Raw genomic sequence first — 16,672 nt, 5'->3', positions numbered from 1 at the left:
ATACATTCTATGGAACGGGGGATTGCCATGTATGGAGATTAACGCTGTATTTGAAGGCGGTGGAGTTAAAGGAATTGCTCTTGCAGGTGCGGTGCAGGCAACGGAACGCGCAGGCCGGACCTTCGGGCGGGTAGCAGGTACCTCTTCCGGCTCGATCATTGCCTCGCTGCTGGCAGCGGGGTACAGCGGTGAGACCATGAGCCGGATTATCCGGCGTACGCCGTTCACCTCCTTCCTGACAAGGGCAGCGCTCTACAACACCGCCTTCGTCGGGCCGGCCTTACGTGTGCTGCTCAAGAAGGGGCTGTACTCAGGCCAGGCGCTGGAAGCGTGGATTCGCGGCCTCCTGCTGGAGCAGGGGGTAGTTACGTTCCGGGATCTGCCGCGCGGCAAGCTGCGGGTGATTACATCAGACATCACCAACGGGCGGATTGTGGTGCTGCCCGATGATTTGGTGCAGTACGGGATAGAGCCTGACAGCTTCGAAGTTGCCAAGGCGGTGCGGATGAGCTGCAGTATTCCGTACTTCTTCGATCCGGTGATCCTGCGGCTGGCCGGAGAGGCGGCCCGGGGGAAATCGTTCAGCGGGCAGCTGATCTATATGGTGGACGGCGGGGTGCTCAGTAATTTTCCGCTCTGGCTGTTCGTTGAGAAGAAAGATGGCTTCCAATCACCAGAGCGCAGAACGCCAACCATTGGCTACCAGCTGATCGGAAAGGCATCCCCGCAGCCGCATCATATTACGGGGCCGTTCAGCATGCTGGAGGCGATGGTGGAGACGATGCTCTCCGCACATGATGAACGGTATATTGAGACGGATAAATTCGTTCGTACGGTCAAAATCCCTACGCTGGGCATCTCCACCACCGAGTTTCATATCACGGAGACACAGACCGACGCCTTGTATACGGCGGGGATCGCAGCCGGAGAAGAGTTCTTCGCTAACTATCGTCCAGCACCGCCTTCCTATACCTGGAGGGCACCCCTTCAGACTGCAGGTCCAAGGCGGTAATGACTCAAGTACTTTGCGGGGCCCCCAAAAACAAAAAAAAGGCATCCCGCACGTTATTCCAATAACGTGGGGATGCCTTTTGCAGTTATGCTTGAATGGTTCAGTGATATTTGGGCAACTGATCGTCATTCTTACCCTTACTGCCTTCGATGACCTGGAAGGGATAACTTTTGCGCTTACCGGGTGAGCCTGTGGTCTTGCGGATGCCGGCAACCTTGGACATCGTCTTGACCGAAGGCTTAACCTTGGTGCGCGGACGTCCGGGTCCGCCTCCCATTCTGCCGGGGGCTATCTTGTAGGCGTAATACAACAGTCCCAGCAGAATCAGGGGTAAGATGAAGATGGACAGGGCCATCAGGCCGCGCGCCATAATATCCATCACCAGGCCCCATACGGCAAGAGCTGTCGTAATCCAAAATATCAAAGCATGTCTGATCATTGGCTAATCATCCTTTCGCAGGATCCAAAATGCCGCCTGACACACTTGCCTCCGAATATCCTTTTGCTTCAATTGCAGCGTCCAGCTCCCGCATCCGGTTGAAGGAAGCGATAGACACCTCTACCATATCGTCCTTAGGTTCCTTGGTAGTCAACAGCTGCAGCCACAGGCCAGGGTACCCCAGATACTTAAGGCCGGGAATATCTCTTACCGCATTCGTGCCCTTCAGTACCTCGAACGAGATTCCGATGACCACCGGCAAAAGAACGATACGCTGCAGTACCCGTTCCATCAGGGAATTCCATGGGACGACCGAGTAGATAATCACACCGAGGATAATCGTCAGCATCATGAAGCTGCTTCCGCAGCGGTAATGCAGACGGCTGTATTTCTGTACGTTCGCTACTGTCAGCTCTTCACCAGCTTCAAAGGCGCTGATGACCTTATGCTCAGCTCCATGGTACTGGAAGAGCCGCTTGATCACTGGTGTCTGCGAGATCGCCCAGAGATAGACGAGCAGGAGAATGAGCTTGATGCCGCCTTCCACAAGGTTGTGCAGAATATAGTTGTCAAATACATTCTTGAACAAAAAATCTTCTACGAATACCGGGACCAGCGTGAAAATCAGCTTGCCGAACAGGAAAGAAAGAATACCCATTACAGCTACGCCGAAGATCATCCCGAGACTCCAGCCTTCGTCCTTCTTCTTGTCCTTGCCCTTCGCCTGCTGCTTAGCAAGCTCTTCCGGCTCCGTCTCATCCTCGGCATAGGATTCTGCCGAATAGTTCAGATGCTTCGAGCCTTTGGCGCTGGAATCTATAATACTGACAATGCCGCGAAGCAGCGGAATCTTGCGCAGTTTAAGGACCCAGCTCTTATCGCTCTTCGGCACCTCCAAAAATGTAATCTCCTGATTCTTTCGTCTTACGGCTGTTACGTTGACATGCTTGCCGCCGAACATGACGCCTTCGATGACGGCTTGGCCGCCGTAACTGGGAGTTTCCTGGGACAACCAATTCACCTTCCCGTATATTGATATGATTTATATAATACATTGTAACTAATTTTTAACCACATTACTAGTTGGATTGCCGTTAGCTGTACATACTAGCTATAGAGAGCGGAGTGGAAACCGGATTAACCCCATACCGAAAGAGAGGCAACTCTATGAGTTCTTCAAGCAAGGCCAAGACCGTCCAGACGAATCCTTTTTATTTCTCCATTGAACTGGGTTATTTCGCCGGTTTAATCTGGGGAGGATTGCACTGGCTGATGTACGTTTTGCACTTTACCAAGGTCATTCCGGGATTTTTGGCGGAGCCCTTTTTCAAGCATGGATTTCTGGTGACCCCTGCCGGGCATCTGCTTGGATATTTGTTTTTTATTGTATTCTCAGTATTGGCGTCCCTGATCTACGTATTAATTTTCCGGAAGCTTAACGGGCCTTGGCCCGGGATGATATACGGAGTGCTGTGGTGGTCGGTCCTGTTCCTTGCGTGTTCGCGCCTATTCCTGCTCCAGCCGCCGTTCAAGCTGTCGTGGAACACGGTCATCAGCGAATTCTGCCTTTTCCTGCTCTGGGGATTATTCATCGGATATACGGCGGCAATCGAGTATACGGATGAACGCAAACGCGAACAGCAGACGAAGCTGGCCTAGGCCCTTCGAAAAAACTTCTCAGTTGGCCTGCGGCTATGGTAAAATACAATGTGGCTATTTCGAGAGGAGAATGAAAATGGGCAACAAGCGCGTCTCCAAGCTGCGTAAGGTTCTGCAGGAACTGGGACTGGATGCGATGTTAATTACCAGCGGATATAACCGCCGCTATTTGAGTGGGTTCACCGGCTCCTCCGGGTACGTGCTGGTTACCGGTGATGACAGTTATCTGCTGACGGACTTCCGGTATATGACACAGGCCTCGGAACAGGTGAATGGCCTCAAGGTGGTACAGCATGACTCGAAATTCATTGACACCGTGCGGGAACTGCTGCCGAAGGGCGGACAAGTCCGTGTCGGCTTCGAGCAGGATGATGTGACCTTCAGTGCATACACCGCTTATGCGGAGGCTCTTGCCCCGGCAGCTATGGTACCGGTATCGAAGGCTGTTGAGAACCTGCGCATGTTCAAGGACGAGGAAGAGCTGGCTGTTATGCAGCGGGCTGCCGATCTGGCAGACGCCACGTTCAGTCATATCCTGAATGTGATCAAGCCGGGCATGACGGAACGCGATGTCGATCTGGAAATGGAATTCTACATGCGTACGCATGGTGCAACTTCGTCTTCATTCGATACGATCGTCGCTTCCGGTGAGCGTTCAGCTATGCCGCATGGAGTAGCGAGCAGCAAGGTTATCGGGAACAACGAATTCGTCACTTTCGATTTCGGCGCTCTCCTTGACGGTTACTGCTCCGATGTGACCCGTACAATTGCTCTGGGATCACCGGACCCTAAGTTGAAGGAGATCTATGATATTGTGCTTGAAGCGCAGCTTCATACGCTGGCGCATATCAAGCCCGGCATGACCGGCCGTGAATGTGATGCCCTGGCCCGTGATATCATCACCCGCTACGGGTATGGTGAATACTTCGGCCACAGCACAGGCCATGGTCTCGGGATGGAAGTACATGAATGGCCGCGGTTGTCCAAGCTGGCGGATGAAGTCATCCAGCCGGGGATGGTTGTCACTGTGGAGCCGGGAATCTATCTCTCAGGTCTTGGCGGCGTACGGATTGAAGATGATATTGTCATTACCGAGAGCGGCATCACGCTGCTGACACATTCATCTAAGGATTACATGGTACTGTAAGACACTATTATTCAGTTCATTTATGGATTCCAGGAGGGATTTTTTGTGATTTCAGTTAACGATTTTAAGACAGGCTTGACCGTAGAAGTAGAAGGGGACATCTTCACCGTCCTAGATTTCCAGCACGTGAAGCCGGGTAAAGGCGCAGCCTTCGTCCGCTCCAAGCTAAAGAACCTGCGTAACGGCAATACGGTTGAACGCACGTTCCGTGCCGGTGAAACCATTGGCCGTGCCATCATCGAGAACCGTGGCGTACAATACCTATATGCAAGCGGCTCTGAGCATGTGTTCATGGACAACGAGACTTACGACCAGTTCGAATTGACAGCCAAGCAGCTCGAATGGGAGCTTAACTTCCTTAGAGAGAACATGACAGTGAATATCGTCAGCTACCAGGGTGAAATCCTCGGGATCAACCTGCCGACCAGCGTAGAGCTGAAGGTTACCGAGACCGAACCAGGCGTGAAGGGTAACACGGCTCAAGGTGCAACCAAAGCCGCTATTCTAGAGACCGGTCATACGGTTCAGGTACCGCTGTTCATTAATGAAGGAGATGTTCTCCTGGTCGATACCCGCGAAGGTAAATATATCTCCCGCGCGTAGGAGCCTTTTTGGATTCCAGTTGTAACTTGAGGGCCTCCCCGCTTGATGCGGTGGAGGTCTTTTTGCTGTGGCAGGCTGGGCAAGAGGGAAGAAGTGATGGAAAAGGGGCTGAAAAGGATGAAAGGGATAAATCCCTCAGATTTAGCGGGAAGTTAGCTGAATGGGGGGATTAGGGGTATTAATCCCTTTAATTAAACTAAAAGTGGACAGGCCGGGGAAATCAAAGGGATAAATCCCTCAGATCCGCAGAAAGCGGGAGGCACATTAGGACTCAAAGGGATAAATCCCTCTAACGGACGTCTCCGGTGGGGCTGAATGTGGAGTGAATGAGCGAATGAGGAGCACTAGTGCTCCTGAATGGAGCCGAAGCGGGCTGGATGAGAGTAATGAGGAGCACTAGTGCTCCAGAATTGGGCTAGAGCGGGCTGGATGAGCGAATGAGGAGCACTAGTGCTCCTGAATTGAGCCAAAGCGGGCTGGATGAGCGAATGAGGTGCACTAGTGCTCCTGAATTGGGCTAAAGCGGGCTGGATGAGCGAATGAGGAGCAGTAGTGCACCTGAATGAAGCCTGAGCAGGCCGCGGCGGGTTCGGGGTTAAGGCCGGGTTCATCAAAAATGGGCATTTTATTTTGTGAAACCATTAACGCATGTTATGATTTTCGTATTATACTGTGTTAAAGCGTTAACCAAAATTTAAGCTACTTTAGAGCGAAATAGGGAGTGAATGGAACTTTGTCACTTTATGTCATGAAATTCGGGGGCAGCTCCGTCGGCGACGTTGAACGCATGAAGCGTGTTGCAGGGCGGATCGCAGCCAAGCAGGATGAAGGGCATCGCTGCGTTGTGGTGGTCTCCGCTATGGGAGATACCACAGATGATCTGATCGATCAGGCGAATCAGCTGAACGGTCAGCCCCCCGCACGCGAGATGGATATGCTGATGACTACCGGAGAGCAGATCTCCGTTGCACTTCTGTCGATTGCGCTTCACGGAATCGGCCGGAATGCCGTATCCTATACAGGCTGGCAGGCCGGGTTCCGTACCGATGAGACCCACGGCCGGGCACGGATCAGTGAGATTGTTCCACGCCGGGTGCTGGAGTCGCTGGAGCGTGAGCAGATTGTGATTGTAGCCGGATTCCAGGGCATGACGCTGGATGGCGAGATCACTACACTGGGCCGCGGAGGCTCGGATACGACAGCGGTTGCGCTGGCTGCAGCGATCAAAGCGGATGTCTGCGAGATCTACACCGACGTAGATGGCATCTACTCGACTGACCCGCGTATTGTGAAGACGGCGCGCAAGTTGAAGGAAATCTCCTACGACGAGATGCTGGAACTGGCGAATCTCGGGGCAGCCGTGCTGCATCCGCGTGCTGTGGAATATGCCAAACGATATCAAGTGAAGCTGGTCGTAAGATCAAGCTTTAACCATAATGAAGGTACTGTGGTGAAGGAGGAAGCAAGCATGGAGCAGGGTGTAGCAGTAAGCGGAATTGCCTATGACAAGAATGTGGCCCGGATCAGTATTCTGGGAGTTCCTGATGTGCCGGGGGTACTCGCCCAGGTATTCGGCAAGCTGGCCGATGAGGGCGTGGATGTTGACATTATCGTGCAGAGCGGAGTACAGAACGAGACGGCAGATTTCTCCTTCACTGTAGCGCTTGGCGATCTTGAGAAGGCCAAAGAAGTCATCAAGGGGCTGCACAGCGTATTGCCTTACCGTGAAGTGACTTCCGAGGACAGTCTGGTCAAGGTATCGATTGTCGGCGCCGGGATGGTTAGCCACCCGGGGGTTGCCGCCAAGATGTTCGAGGTCATCTCGAATGAAGGCGTGAGCATCAAGATGGTCAGCACCTCCGAGATCAAGGTATCGTGTGTGATTGAATCCGGCAACCTGCAGCAGATTATTCAGGCGCTGCATACCGCTTATAACTTAGATACAGAAGAGCAAGCCTTCGTTGGAGGTCCACAGGACCGCCGCTAAGCCTGCCGGAAGGTATCGTAATTACAGAAGAGTGCTATTCCCCGCAGATGCGGAGAACAGCACTCTTTTTGTGTGTCATACATTAGTTAAGAATGGCCCGCACCATGCACTCGCTAGCTCAGCCGCCGGAACCTGCCCATAATCTCCACGGTCTCCAGTACGTTAACGAAGGATTTCGGATCGGTCTCCAGAATCGTTTTGCGCAGATCTGCCAGCTCATAGCGGGTGGTTACGGTCATCAGCATCGTGTTGCCCTCGTGACTGTACCCGCCCTCCGCGTTCACAACGGTGATGCCGTGGGGCAGGCTGGTCAGCCGGTTCAGCATTTTCTCGCGCTCCTTGGTGACGATGAAGCAGGTCAGCTTGACATGGCGGATGTGAATCATATCCACCACCCGGCTTTTGACGAAGATACAGAGCATCGCGTAGAGTGCGGAATCCCAGCTTTTGAAGAAGCCGAGACATAAGATAACCAGGCCGTCCATGACGAACAACACGGTGCCCATGGGAATATCCCGCTTACGGGTAATGATAGAACCGAGAATGTCGAAGCCCCCGGAAGAACCGCCCGCCCGCAGCGAGAAGCCCACCCCTCCCGCAATAATTACCCCGCCGAAGATACTGGCCAGAATCGGGTCCTTGGTGAGCTTCACCACAGGGATGACGTTCAGAAACCAGGTAGTGCACAGGACAGACAGCATGCTATAGCAGATGTACTTTTTACCCACGGCGACGAAGCCCCAGATCAGGATCGGGAGATTGATGGCGAAATAGTACAGCGAGATAAATTTTGGATGAGTCAAATACCCGATGATGGAAGCTGTCCCGGCTACACCGCCGCTGAGCAATTGGTGCGGAATCAGGAACAGGCGGAGCCCTGCTGCTACCAGAAAGGCTGAAAATACAATAATGGCTACCTCTTTTACCTGTCTGGCTATCGTTCCTGATACAAGCGGTATTACGAAATTACGAACTTGCATGACTGTGGTCCCCTTCTTTGCTCAGTTATCTTTTGATACGGCAAAATTAATTTTATCATACCGATGATATTTTTTTATAGAGGGCGGGACTATGATTTCTTTCACACCTCCTGAATATTCCGCTAGTATCCCCATTTCTCCTTGTCTAAAGTCGCGCCCTTCCGCATATCCATGGATAACAGCTTGTTTGATGTGCAGGGATTGTGTACGATCCATAGATTTGAACGAAGGAGTTGAGATATTTGGACAAGTATGTAAGCTGGATGTCTGGCCTGCGGCTGCTGTCCGGCAGTGTTGAGATTGCGGCGGCCTTGATTATGCTGAAGCTGAATCAGGTGGATAAGGCGCTGGCTGTTAATTCGGGACTGGCACTTGTCGGCCCTACGATCCTCATTCTGACTACGGCTGTCGGCCTTACAGGGATGGCAGAGCAGCTGTCCTGGGGCAAGCTTGGCTGGATTGGCTGCGGGGTGGCTATTCTCTTATTCGGGATTCTCAAGAAATGATAGATGATAGGCATAAAGCATAAGTACAAGCATAAATATGAAATAAAGCTATTAGTAGAGGACAGCTTGGGGGTACCTGGTATGGCAAATGACTGGCTTCTGTTGTTTCCCGAAAAAGTAAGAGCGCTGCTCGGCGGCCTCCCCGCTGCGCTCCTGGACAAGGTGGAGGAGATTCGCGTCCGTGAGGGACGGCCGCTGGAGATCAACTATTCCGGCAAGTATCATTTCATCGGCGCCGGCGGCACCCTGACCCAGCTACCCGGCGAGGCGTACCGGCCGGACCGGGAGGATACGCACCGGCTGCTGGACCTCATCAGCAATCATTCCCTCTATACGATGGAGGAGGAGCTGCGCAAGGGCTTCATCACCATTCCGGGCGGACACCGGATCGGCCTCTGCGGCCGGACGGTTCTGAGCGGGGGCGGTGTGGAGCATCTGCGTGATATTACCGGCTTCAACGTGCGTCTTGCCCGTGAGGTGCACGGCATCGCCGATGGCGTGCTGCCTTATCTGCTGGACCGGGGGCGGCAGCGGGTCATGCATACGCTGATCCTGTCCCCGCCGCAGCATGGCAAGACCACACTGCTGCGCGATCTGGCCAGGCAGCTGTCGGCAGGTACAAGCGGGGGCCGGGAAGGCAGCCGGCCGGGGCTGAAGGTCGGCATCGTCGACGAACGCTCCGAGATTGCGGGCAGCCGCCGGGGAATTCCGGCTTTCGATGTCGGGCCCCGCACGGATATTCTGGACGGCTGCCCCAAGGCGGAAGGCATGATGATGATGATCCGCTCCCTGTCGCCCGATGTGCTGATCGCCGATGAAATCGGCCGCATGGAGGACGCGGATGCGGTGACCGAGGCGCTGCACGCCGGGATCTCGGTGGTCGCTTCCGCGCACGGCAAGGAAGTGTCCGAGCTGGCCCGGCGGCCGGGCCTCGGCGGGCTGCTGGAGCACCGGATGTTCGAGCGGTATGTGATTCTGCACCGCGGAACCTCCGGCTTGTCCTTCCGCATTCTGGATGCCCAGAAGCGCGGGCTGCTGCTGGTCTCGCCGGAGGAGCAGCCGGTGTCAGGGGGTGACCGCCATGCTTAAACTGCTTGGCGCGGTACTTATCGTGCTGGCCGGAACACTGGCCGGCTTCAAGCGGGCGGCCCAGTATGCCGACCGGCCAAGGCATATCCGGGCCTTGATTGCAGCGCTCCAGCGGCTGGAGACCGAGATCCAGTACGGCTACACGCCGCTGCCGGAGGCGCTGCGCCGGATCGGGCTGCAGACGAAGGAGCCGCTGCGGGCCTTCTTTCTTACGGCGGCGGACGAGATGAATCCGCCGCATAACTACAGTGCGGAAGAGGCCATCCGGCGGGCGGTGGAAGTCCACTGGAGCAGCGCATCGCTGCGGGGCACGGAGAAGGAGATCATCCGGCAGCTCAGCTGCACGCTCGGAACCAGTGACCGGCCGAATCAGAGCACGCATATTGCACTAGCTTTACAGCAATTGAAGCAGGAGGAGACAGCGGCCAGAGAAGATCAGGGCAAGTATGAGAAGGTGAGTAAAAGCCTGGGTCTGCTGCTTGGAGCATTGATCGTCATTTTGATCTTTTAGCGAGGTGCCAGGAATGAATATTGAAGTCAACGCGATCTTTCAGATTGCCGGCATCGGCATCATTATCGCCATGATCCACACGGTGCTTAAGCAGATGGGCAAAGAGGATATCGCCCACTGGGTAACGATTGTCGGCTTTATCATCGTCCTGTTCATGGTCATCCGCATGCTGGATGGGCTGCTGCAGGAAATCAAAACGATTTTTCTTTTTCAGTAGGCTGAAGTTATGGAAATCATTCAGATTGTGGGAATTGGCATCTTGGCGACGGTCCTTATCCTCGTCCTGAAGGAGCAAAAGCCGGTATTCGCCTTCCTGCTGACTACTGCGGCCGGCATTCTGATCTTCCTGTTCCTGATCGGCAAGATCGGAACGATTCTCGGTACGCTGGAGCGGGTCGCGGAATCCTCCGGGATGGAAATGATCCATATCAAAACCGTGTTCAAAATCATCGGCATCTCCTATATCGCGGAATTCGGGGCGCAGATCGTGAGGGATGCCGGGCAGGAATCGATTGCTTCCAAGATTGAGCTGGCCGGCAAGGTGCTGATCATGGTACTGGCTGTTCCGATTATCAGCATTATTATTGAAACGGTCATGAAGCTGCTGCCAGCCTGATACAGCGGACATGCCGGACAAGTTGGAGTAAAGCGGAGGTGAGGGGAATGCAGGAGTATAGTATTTTTCGGCCGCCAAAAGGGGTAAAAGCGCTCCTGCTTCTGCCAGCCCTGCTGCTGGTGCTCCAGTTGCTTCTGCTGTGTGGAAGCACGGCAAGTGCCGCAAGTTCTGCAAGTGTTGCAGATGCTGCAAGTACGGCTCCGGTTCCTTCGTCCCCGGCTACAGGCGGCAGCGGAGGCCCGGCGTCTCCTGTTGACCAGTGGGTGAAAGGGCAGGTGGAGCATCTGCCAAAGGACAAAGTGGAGTCTTACTGGGACCAGCTAATGAAGGATTACGGTGGATTTTTCCCGGAGGGCCGGACACCTTCCTTGATGGATATGCTGCTGCCGGGGGATAAGGGCTTAAGCTTCAAAAGCGTATTGTCCGGCCTGATGAATTTCATGTGGCACGAGGTGCTCTACAACGGCAAGCTGCTGGTCACGATAGTGATGATCAGTGTGCTGAGCATGATTCTGGAGACGCTGCAGACCGCTTTTGAACGGAAATCCGTCAGTAAGATCGCTTATATGCTCTGCTACATGGTGGTGCTTGTCATCGCCGTCAACAGCTTCAACGTTGCTATCGGGTATGCCAAGGATGCCATCGACCGGATGATCGACTTCATGATGGCTATGATTCCGCTGCTGTTCGCGCTGCTGGCCTCGATGGGCAATATCGTCACGGTGTCGGTGACCCACCCGCTGATTGTATTCATGATCCATACCGTAGGCACGCTGATTCATACGCTGGTCTTCCCGCTGCTGTTCTTCTCGGCGGTGCTGCATCTGGTGAGCGCCATGTCGGAGAAATACAAGCTGACCCATCTGGCCAACCTGCTGCGCAATATCGGGGCCGGGCTGCTGGGGGTGCTGCTGACGGTGTTTCTCGGCGTGATCTCCGTCCGGGGGATTACCAGCTCGGTTACAGACGGAGTGACTATACGCGCGGCCAAATATATTACAGGAAATTTCGTACCGGTGATCGGTAAAATGTTCGCGGATGCTACGGACACAGTCATCTCGGCCTCACTGCTGGTGAAGAACGCCATCGGGCTGTCGGGAGTGATTATTATCCTCTTCCTGTGCGCGTTCCCGGCGATCAAAATTCTGATCCTCGCTCTGATCTACAATCTGGCCGCCGCCGTCATGCAGCCGCTGGGAGAGACACCGATCGTGACCTGCCTGCAGACGATTGGCAAAAGTATGATTTATGTCTTCGCGGCGCTGGCCGCGGTCTCGCTGATGTTCTTCCTGGCGGTAACCATTATGCTGACGGCGGGCAATGTGACCGTGATGATGCGATAGAACGAAATGACAAGGAGGTGCGCCATGTCCTGGCTCAGCAGTTGGCTCCATGAGCTGATTCTCGTCGTGCTGATGGCTGCATTCGTGGAGATGCTGCTGCCCAGTAAATCCATGGAACGCTACGCCAGGCTGGTGCTCAGCCTGCTGGTTCTGCTAACGATGCTCAGCCCGATAATCTCTCTGCTGAAGGGGGATGCGAGCAAGGAGTTGACCGTGGCGATGCAGCAGCAGGAACGAAGCGGAGGGCTACTAAGCGGAACGGGCGGCGCACCGGATTCGCTGGACAAGATTCTGGCAGACGGGCGGATGCTTGCTGCCGGAGCACGTGACCAGAGCCTGAAGCTGGCTGCCGAGGAAATCGCCGGCCAGATGCGCGACCAGATTGCCGGGAGCACCGGGCTCGGCGGGGTGAAGGTGACGGTGGCCCTGGCCATGGGCCCGAACCCAAATGCGCCGCTGGGCGAGGAGGTGCCGCTGATCTCCTCGGTCACGGTAGCTCTCCCGCCGGAGCAGAGCGCCTCTGGAGGCGCTGTCCCGGGCGCTGGTACTGCAGCCCACCCGTCAGCCGGGCCGATCCAGATTAACCCTGTGGAACCGGTCCAGGTCAGCCTGGAGGGCAGCGGCGGGGATGGTGAAGCGCAGGAAGCTGCTTCCTCAGGGGGTTCGGCTCCGGCGTCACCCTCTTCCGGGAGTGGAACGGAGGGGACGCAGGAGCCCCTGGCGGAGGAAGCCGGAACAATTATCAAGCTGCTGGAGCAGAACTGGAACCTGGACCCCACCCTGATCAAGGTGCAGAGCAGCGGGGCCGGTACCGTGAAATCATAAGAGGAGGCGGGCAATCAATGGGCAATTGGCTGAAAAAGCTGGAGCAGTGGGCCGGAGGCGGCAGCGGCAGCCCGAAGCGCAGCCACACCTTCCGCTGGCTGATCATTATCGGCCTGCTGGGTGTTGCGATCATGCTGTTCAACTCCTTCGTGAATGTGAAGAAGCTGGACAACGAGAACACGGGGCGTGAACCGCCGGACAGCGGGACCTCGCAGACCGTCCTGCAGCAGGAGGCCGGGAGCGCGAATTCTTTTGACAGCATCGAACTGGCGATGGAGAACCGCACGAAGGGGATTCTGGAGAAAATCGTGGGGGTCGGTACTGTAGATATCATGGTCACCGTAGATTCCACAGAGGAGATTATCGTGCAGCGCAATATGAATGACTCGCAGCAGCAAAGTGAAGAAACAGATGCCAGCGGCGGTAAACGCCATACCACCCAGTACACCAGGGACGGCCAGATCGTCACTTACAGCCAGTCAGGGAACGAGGCCCCGATCATCACCAAGCGGGTGAAGCCTCAGGTACGGGGAGTGCTGGTGGTCGCCAAAGGGGCAGAGAACAAGGTCGTGCGCAGTCTGATTGAGCAGGCGGTTGAAAAAGGGCTTAACGTTCCGGTCTACCGGATTTCTGTTGTCCCGCGCAAGCAGGAATAGGCATGTCTCAGGCAACCCCGGCATATGCTTTAACAGAAGAGGCTTGTACGATACACACGCGACACACACGACAAGAGGGCTGGCAACAAAATTATAGGAGGTATAAACAATGAAGGGCAAAAGACAAACGATTTGGCTGGTTTCTATGCTCAGTTTGATGGTAGTGCTCTCTGCATATTATCTGTTCACGGAAGATACGGGGGCTCCCATCCCCAAAGAAACCGCAGGCAGCATCCAGGTGGACACTATAAAAGACGGGACGGGCGGCGGAACCGCCACTACGCTTGACAGCGGACTAGTCATCAAAGAGGTCAGCACAGACAAAGGTATTGCAGTAGGAACCGTGGATGACAGCAGCAAGACCGTCAAGGATGAAGCAGCATCAACAGTGGCAACTGAAGACAGTACGACTCCGGCCGTGATAGATGACAGCAGTGTGGTTGCTGACAGCAGCAATACCGCTAAGGATACAACTGCTACAACGGATAAGGCAGCCACTACTACGGCTGATAAAGGCAAGGATACGGCTGGCAGCAAGGATACCATTGAAAATAAGGACACTCAGGACACTAAGGATACCAAGGACAGCAAAGACAGCAAAGACAGCAAAGACAGCAAGGATACGTCAGCCGCTGTAGACAAGACTCCGGCGAAGGACGATAAGGAAATCCTGGATGAAGTGGCTTCGCAGAGTGTATCGGCCAGCAGCCTGTTCACGAACTATCTGTACGAACGCGAGCAGAAGAACCTGAAGGACCACAATGATCTTATGGCACTGATTAACAATATGGATAAGACACCAGCCGAGAGTGCGGTTGCCCAGGAACAGCTTAACAAGCTGGAAGAGAAGGAATCCAAAATCACCGGGATTGAAGAAAAGCTTCAACAAAAATACGGTGAGGCCATTGTGAAAGAAGAAGCGGGTGACGCCTATACAATCGTGGTGCTCAGCGATAAGCTGGATGTGAAGCAGGCGGTTGGCATCGTGGATTTTGTAATGAAGGAACTGAGCGTTACCCAAGACAAGATTAAGGTCCAATACGTCTCGGAGCAGTAAGCCTGCTGAATATAATCAGGGAAAATAGAATAAAATGCCGAAAGAGCCCGGGCGCGTCCCAGGCTCTTTCCATTTCTAGCGTTTGTGATATAATACATAAAGTTATCGATGCATAGAAAAAGAAGATTACGCAGGCAGCGGTTACACAAGGTAGCGATTCAAGAGAATTACAGAGCAGACCCGCCTTACAGGTATGCTTGTCAGAACGGATATCGTATCCTGCTCAGCCTGCGTCCCAAAATGGCTTCGAGAGAAAGCTGAAGGAGTGAACTACCCAATGTTCAAGTTAAGTGAGATTAAGGAATTAATTCAATTGCTGGACCAGACTTCCTCCGTGCACGAGCTGGAGATTGAAAGCGAAGGTATGAAGCTGGCTATCCGTAAACCGGATCGCTCTGAAGCTGAAGGAACAGTAATTCAGGCGGTTCCTTATAACTACCCCTTTACGCCAGCCCCGCAGCCGCAAAGTCCGCAGTTCATTGCCCCTCCGGCTGTCAGTGAAGCTCCTGCTGCGGCGCAGCAGCCCGCAACCTCCGCTGAAGGCGCATTACATAAAATCGTCTCGCCGATGGTCGGGACCTTCTACAGTGCCGCTTCACCGGAGACGCCTTCCTTTGTTAATGTCGGAGACCGGGTAAATGAGAAATCCACGGTCTGCATCATTGAAGCGATGAAGCTGATGAATGAGCTGGAAGCCGAAGTGAAGGGCGAGATTGTCTCTGTCCTGGTTGAGAACGGGCAACTGGTGGAATACGGCCAGCCGCTGTTTCTGGTGAGAGCGGAATAATTGCCGCGAGAATGAGGAGGAGCTTGCAAGCTTCGCTAAACTTTGGGAGGAAATGCATGAACATTCAAAAAGTGTTGATTGCCAACCGCGGCGAGATTGCGGTCCGCATTATCCGGGCCTGCCGCGAGCTGGGTATTGCCACCGTGGCTGTCTATTCGGAACCGGACCGTGATTCCCTGCATGTCCGTCTTGCGGATGAGGCGTACTGTATCGGACCGATGCCCGCCAAGGACAGCTATTTGAACTTTACTAATATTATGAGCGTTGCTACGCTGACGGAATGCGATGCCGTTCACCCCGGCTATGGCTTCCTGGCGGAGAACGCAGATTTCGCCGAGATCTGTGAATCCTGCAACATTACCTTCATCGGTCCGTCGCCGGATGCAATTACGCGGATGGGCGACAAGGCCGTAGCCAAGGAGACGATGAAGCAGGCTGGGGTTCCGATTATACCGGGCTCCGAGGGGCTTGTCGGCGACATAGAAGAAGCGGTGATGCTGGGACGGGATATCGGGTATCCGATCATCGTCAAGGCTACCGCAGGCGGCGGAGGCAAGGGCATCCGTATTGCCGAGGATGAAGAGTCACTGGTGAAGCAGATTACCGCAGCCCAGCAGGAGGCTCAGAAGGCCTTCGGCAATGCCGGGGTCTACCTGGAGAAATTCCTGACCGGCATGAAGCATGTGGAGATTCAGATCATCGCCGATAATCACGGCAACGTAGTCCATCTGGGTGAACGTGACTGCTCTGTGCAGCGCCGCCGCCAGAAGCTGTTGGAGGAAGCACCTTGCTCCATCCTGACACCGGAAACCCGTGAGGCGATGGGCCAAGCGGCTGTCCGTGCCGCGCATGCAGTTAATTACTCGGGGGCGGGCACACTTGAATTCCTGCTCGGGCCTGACGGCCAGTTCTATTTCATGGAGATGAATACCCGTATCCAGGTGGAGCATCCAGTGACAGAGATGGTTACCAGAGTAGATCTGATCAAGGAAATGATCTCTGTGGCGGAAGGTAACACTCTCTCCTTCACCCAAGAGGATATTGTCATCAACGGGTGGTCGATCGAGTGCCGGATCAATGCGGAGGACCCTGAACGTAATTTCATGCCGTCTCCCGGCAAAATCGGCTTCTATCTGCCTCCGGGCGGACTCGGTGTACGGGTGGACAGCGCAGCTTACCCCGGCTATACCATTTCACCTTTTTATGACTCCATGATTGCCAAGCTGATCGTCTGGGCACCGACCCGGGAAGAGGCTGTCGCCAAGATGAAGCGTGCACTGGCTGAATTTGCGGTGGAGGGCATACATACCACCATTTCATTCCACCAGAGACTGCTGGAGCATCCGGTGTTTTTGGACGGGAACTTCGATATCAAGTTCCTTGAGGAGTATGAAGTTTAGGACGGCTTCTCATGGTTTGTCATAAAGTTCGTCAAATGATATAGTATGTTTAATA

19 protein-coding genes are annotated in these 16,672 nt (G+C 54.4%); 16 read left to right on the top strand and 3 right to left on the bottom strand.

The annotated features are described in order from the left end of the window. The first annotated feature begins 31 nt into the window (after positions 1-31). Entirely contained in the window at positions 32-1,012 is a 981-nt protein-coding gene (locus tag MKZ07_RS12410; protein ID WP_341025990.1) for a patatin-like phospholipase family protein, read from the top strand. Positions 1,013-1,112: 100 nt separating this feature from the next. Here MKZ07_RS12410 and MKZ07_RS12405 read toward each other — a convergent pair whose 3' ends face one another. Both MKZ07_RS12405 and MKZ07_RS12400 read right to left on the bottom strand, forming a co-directional pair. Further along, positions 1,113-1,451: a hypothetical protein gene (locus tag MKZ07_RS12405; RefSeq protein WP_036698426.1), complete on the bottom strand. Its 339-nt coding sequence runs from the start codon at positions 1,449-1,451 to the stop codon at positions 1,113-1,115. A gap of 7 nt (positions 1,452-1,458) precedes the next feature. After that, on the bottom strand, positions 1,459-2,412 hold the full coding sequence (locus MKZ07_RS12400) for a DUF1385 domain-containing protein (RefSeq protein ID WP_143804218.1): 954 nt from the start codon (positions 2,410-2,412) through the stop codon (positions 1,459-1,461). Positions 2,413-2,618: 206 nt separating this feature from the next. Here MKZ07_RS12400 and MKZ07_RS12395 point away from each other — a divergent pair, with 206 nt between their 5' ends. The 4 genes from MKZ07_RS12395 to MKZ07_RS12380 all read left to right on the top strand — a co-directional run bounded on the left by MKZ07_RS12395 (position 2,619) and on the right by MKZ07_RS12380 (position 6,847). Then, a complete protein-coding gene (locus MKZ07_RS12395; RefSeq protein WP_036698422.1) occupies positions 2,619-3,110 on the top strand; it encodes a YqhR family membrane protein in 492 nt (163 codons plus the stop codon). A 76-nt stretch (positions 3,111-3,186) separates the two neighbouring features. Further along, a complete protein-coding gene (locus MKZ07_RS12390; protein ID WP_036698420.1) occupies positions 3,187-4,257 on the top strand; it encodes a M24 family metallopeptidase in 1,071 nt (356 codons plus the stop codon). Between the two features lie 45 nt (positions 4,258-4,302). After that, the gene (gene efp / locus MKZ07_RS12385) at positions 4,303-4,860 is read left to right on the top strand and encodes an elongation factor P (protein ID WP_036698418.1); all 558 of its coding nucleotides are present in this window, start codon (positions 4,303-4,305) and stop codon (positions 4,858-4,860) included. Positions 4,861-5,593: 733 nt separating this feature from the next. Further along, positions 5,594-6,847, top strand: a complete 1,254-nt coding sequence (locus MKZ07_RS12380; RefSeq protein ID WP_036698417.1) for an aspartate kinase — start codon at positions 5,594-5,596, stop codon at positions 6,845-6,847. 113 nt (positions 6,848-6,960) lie between these two features. Here MKZ07_RS12380 and MKZ07_RS12375 read toward each other — a convergent pair whose 3' ends face one another. Next, positions 6,961-7,827, bottom strand: a complete 867-nt coding sequence (locus MKZ07_RS12375) for a YitT family protein (protein WP_179090387.1) — start codon at positions 7,825-7,827, stop codon at positions 6,961-6,963. A gap of 242 nt (positions 7,828-8,069) precedes the next feature. Between MKZ07_RS12375 and MKZ07_RS12370 the strand changes: the two genes are divergently transcribed. The 11 genes from MKZ07_RS12370 (at position 8,070) to accC (ending at position 16,617) form a co-directional block, all read left to right on the top strand. Then, positions 8,070-8,333, top strand: coding sequence for a YqhV family protein (locus MKZ07_RS12370; protein ID WP_372238054.1), 264 nt, complete (start codon positions 8,070-8,072; stop codon positions 8,331-8,333). Positions 8,334-8,414: 81 nt separating this feature from the next. Next, positions 8,415-9,422: a stage III sporulation protein AA gene (spoIIIAA, locus tag MKZ07_RS12365; RefSeq protein ID WP_341025986.1), complete on the top strand. Its 1,008-nt coding sequence runs from the start codon at positions 8,415-8,417 to the stop codon at positions 9,420-9,422. Further along, positions 9,415-9,933: a stage III sporulation protein SpoIIIAB gene (gene spoIIIAB, locus MKZ07_RS12360; protein WP_341025985.1), complete on the top strand. Its 519-nt coding sequence runs from the start codon at positions 9,415-9,417 to the stop codon at positions 9,931-9,933. The genes spoIIIAA and spoIIIAB overlap by 8 nt, the downstream gene beginning before the upstream one ends. A 13-nt stretch (positions 9,934-9,946) precedes the next feature. Beyond that, a complete protein-coding gene (spoIIIAC, locus tag MKZ07_RS12355) occupies positions 9,947-10,150 on the top strand; it encodes a stage III sporulation protein AC (RefSeq protein ID WP_020426549.1) in 204 nt (67 codons plus the stop codon). Positions 10,151-10,159: 9 nt separating this feature from the next. Next, on the top strand, positions 10,160-10,549 hold the full coding sequence (gene spoIIIAD / locus MKZ07_RS12350) for a stage III sporulation protein AD (RefSeq protein WP_036698407.1): 390 nt from the start codon (positions 10,160-10,162) through the stop codon (positions 10,547-10,549). 47 nt (positions 10,550-10,596) lie between these two features. Continuing rightward, positions 10,597-11,892 (top strand): stage III sporulation protein AE, encoded by a 1,296-nt coding sequence (gene spoIIIAE / locus MKZ07_RS12345; RefSeq protein ID WP_341025984.1) that lies wholly within the window; start codon positions 10,597-10,599, stop codon positions 11,890-11,892. Between the two features lie 24 nt (positions 11,893-11,916). Continuing rightward, entirely contained in the window at positions 11,917-12,717 is an 801-nt protein-coding gene (gene spoIIIAF / locus MKZ07_RS12340; protein ID WP_341025982.1) for a stage III sporulation protein AF, read from the top strand. Positions 12,718-12,734: 17 nt separating this feature from the next. After that, the gene (gene spoIIIAG, locus MKZ07_RS12335) at positions 12,735-13,373 is read left to right on the top strand and encodes a stage III sporulation protein AG (RefSeq protein ID WP_076154418.1); all 639 of its coding nucleotides are present in this window, start codon (positions 12,735-12,737) and stop codon (positions 13,371-13,373) included. 109 nt (positions 13,374-13,482) lie between these two features. Continuing rightward, positions 13,483-14,430 carry a SpoIIIAH-like family protein gene (locus MKZ07_RS12330; protein ID WP_341025979.1) on the top strand — a complete coding sequence of 316 codons (948 nt, stop codon included), beginning with the start codon at positions 13,483-13,485 and terminating at the stop codon, positions 14,428-14,430. Between the two features lie 277 nt (positions 14,431-14,707). Beyond that, positions 14,708-15,217 (top strand): acetyl-CoA carboxylase biotin carboxyl carrier protein, encoded by a 510-nt coding sequence (gene accB / locus MKZ07_RS12325; RefSeq protein WP_076154416.1) that lies wholly within the window; start codon positions 14,708-14,710, stop codon positions 15,215-15,217. Positions 15,218-15,273: 56 nt separating this feature from the next. Further along, the gene (accC, locus tag MKZ07_RS12320) at positions 15,274-16,617 is read left to right on the top strand and encodes an acetyl-CoA carboxylase biotin carboxylase subunit (RefSeq protein WP_341025977.1); all 1,344 of its coding nucleotides are present in this window, start codon (positions 15,274-15,276) and stop codon (positions 16,615-16,617) included. The last annotated feature ends 55 nt before the right edge of the window (positions 16,618-16,672 follow it).

It is taken from the genome of Paenibacillus sp. FSL P4-0338 (assembly GCF_038002365.1).
Taxonomy (GTDB): domain Bacteria; phylum Bacillota; class Bacilli; order Paenibacillales; family Paenibacillaceae; genus Paenibacillus_AQ.
Note: the sequence above shows the minus strand (reverse complement) of the source record. Positions and strands in the feature narration are given on the sequence as shown.

Excerpts from the sequence above, each read along its gene's own strand:
- spoIIIAB (WP_341025985.1), top strand. The coding sequence starts at position 9,415 with ATGCTTAAACTGCTTGGCGCGGTACTTATCGTGCTGGCCGGAACACTG.
- MKZ07_RS12410 (WP_341025990.1), top strand. The coding sequence starts at position 32 with ATGGAGATTAACGCTGTATTTGAAGGCGGTGGAGTTAAAGGAATTGCT.
- MKZ07_RS12390 (WP_036698420.1), top strand. The coding sequence starts at position 3,187 with ATGGGCAACAAGCGCGTCTCCAAGCTGCGTAAGGTTCTGCAGGAACTG.
- MKZ07_RS12405 (WP_036698426.1), bottom strand. The coding sequence starts at position 1,451 with ATGATCAGACATGCTTTGATATTTTGGATTACGACAGCTCTTGCCGTA.
- spoIIIAF (WP_341025982.1), top strand. The coding sequence starts at position 11,917 with ATGTCCTGGCTCAGCAGTTGGCTCCATGAGCTGATTCTCGTCGTGCTG.
- spoIIIAC (WP_020426549.1), top strand. The coding sequence starts at position 9,947 with ATGAATATTGAAGTCAACGCGATCTTTCAGATTGCCGGCATCGGCATC.
- MKZ07_RS12400 (WP_143804218.1), bottom strand. The coding sequence starts at position 2,412 with ATGTTCGGCGGCAAGCATGTCAACGTAACAGCCGTAAGACGAAAGAAT.
- spoIIIAE (WP_341025984.1), top strand. The coding sequence starts at position 10,597 with ATGCAGGAGTATAGTATTTTTCGGCCGCCAAAAGGGGTAAAAGCGCTC.
- spoIIIAA (WP_341025986.1), top strand. The coding sequence starts at position 8,415 with ATGGCAAATGACTGGCTTCTGTTGTTTCCCGAAAAAGTAAGAGCGCTG.
- accB (WP_076154416.1), top strand. The coding sequence starts at position 14,708 with ATGTTCAAGTTAAGTGAGATTAAGGAATTAATTCAATTGCTGGACCAG.
- spoIIIAD (WP_036698407.1), top strand. The coding sequence starts at position 10,160 with ATGGAAATCATTCAGATTGTGGGAATTGGCATCTTGGCGACGGTCCTT.
- accC (WP_341025977.1), top strand. The coding sequence starts at position 15,274 with ATGAACATTCAAAAAGTGTTGATTGCCAACCGCGGCGAGATTGCGGTC.
- spoIIIAG (WP_076154418.1), top strand. The coding sequence starts at position 12,735 with ATGGGCAATTGGCTGAAAAAGCTGGAGCAGTGGGCCGGAGGCGGCAGC.
- MKZ07_RS12330 (WP_341025979.1), top strand. The coding sequence starts at position 13,483 with ATGAAGGGCAAAAGACAAACGATTTGGCTGGTTTCTATGCTCAGTTTG.
- MKZ07_RS12395 (WP_036698422.1), top strand. The coding sequence starts at position 2,619 with ATGAGTTCTTCAAGCAAGGCCAAGACCGTCCAGACGAATCCTTTTTAT.
- MKZ07_RS12375 (WP_179090387.1), bottom strand. The coding sequence starts at position 7,827 with ATGCAAGTTCGTAATTTCGTAATACCGCTTGTATCAGGAACGATAGCC.